At 62.9% G+C, this 556-nt stretch carries 1 protein-coding gene; it reads left to right on the plus strand.

Annotated elements, in window-relative coordinates:
• The coding region (locus CXQ97_RS21160; RefSeq protein WP_181035168.1) for an HAD hydrolase-like protein at nt 1-223 on the plus strand (223 nt) is incomplete at its 5' end.
• Nucleotides 224-556 lie beyond the last annotated feature (333 nt).

Consider the following 556-nt stretch of genomic DNA (forward strand, 5'->3'; position numbering starts at 1 on the left):
GGCGGCGTTGTTCTGGGTGATGGACAAGGCGGGCGTTGCGCCCGGCGAATCGCTGTTCGTGGGTGACTCGCGCAACGACGTACGGGCTGCCAAGGCCGCGACAGTACGCTGTGTCGCGCTTACCTACGGCTACAACCACGGCGAGCCCATCGCGCATGAGCAGCCGGCGCTGGTGCTCGACGACCTGCGTGAGCTGGTTGCTTCGGCTCCGGGGCTGCGCTAGTGTGGCCGGACTCTTTTTGACCCACCGAAGAGATCAGCTCGTGGTGCTCACCCGCAGACAATGGATGAAAGTCATCAAGGCCCTGGCCCGTTGGCGCTGGCGCGCCTGACTTTTTCCTGCCGGCCAGGCCGGCGCGTTTGCCGTTGTTCGTTCGAACCCTCCTCAGACCACGAGGCTGACATGACCCGCGAAGAATTCCTGCGTTTGGCCGTCGAAGGCCATAACCGCATCCCCCTGTCGTTCGAAACCCTTGCCGACTTCGACACCCCGTTGTCGCTATACCTGAAACTGGCCGATGCGCCGAACTCCTATCTGCTTGAATCCGTTCAGGGC

It is taken from the genome of Arthrobacter sp. B0490 (genome assembly GCF_002929355.1).
In the GTDB taxonomy this organism is placed as follows: Bacteria; Actinomycetota; Actinomycetes; order Actinomycetales; family Micrococcaceae; genus Arthrobacter_D.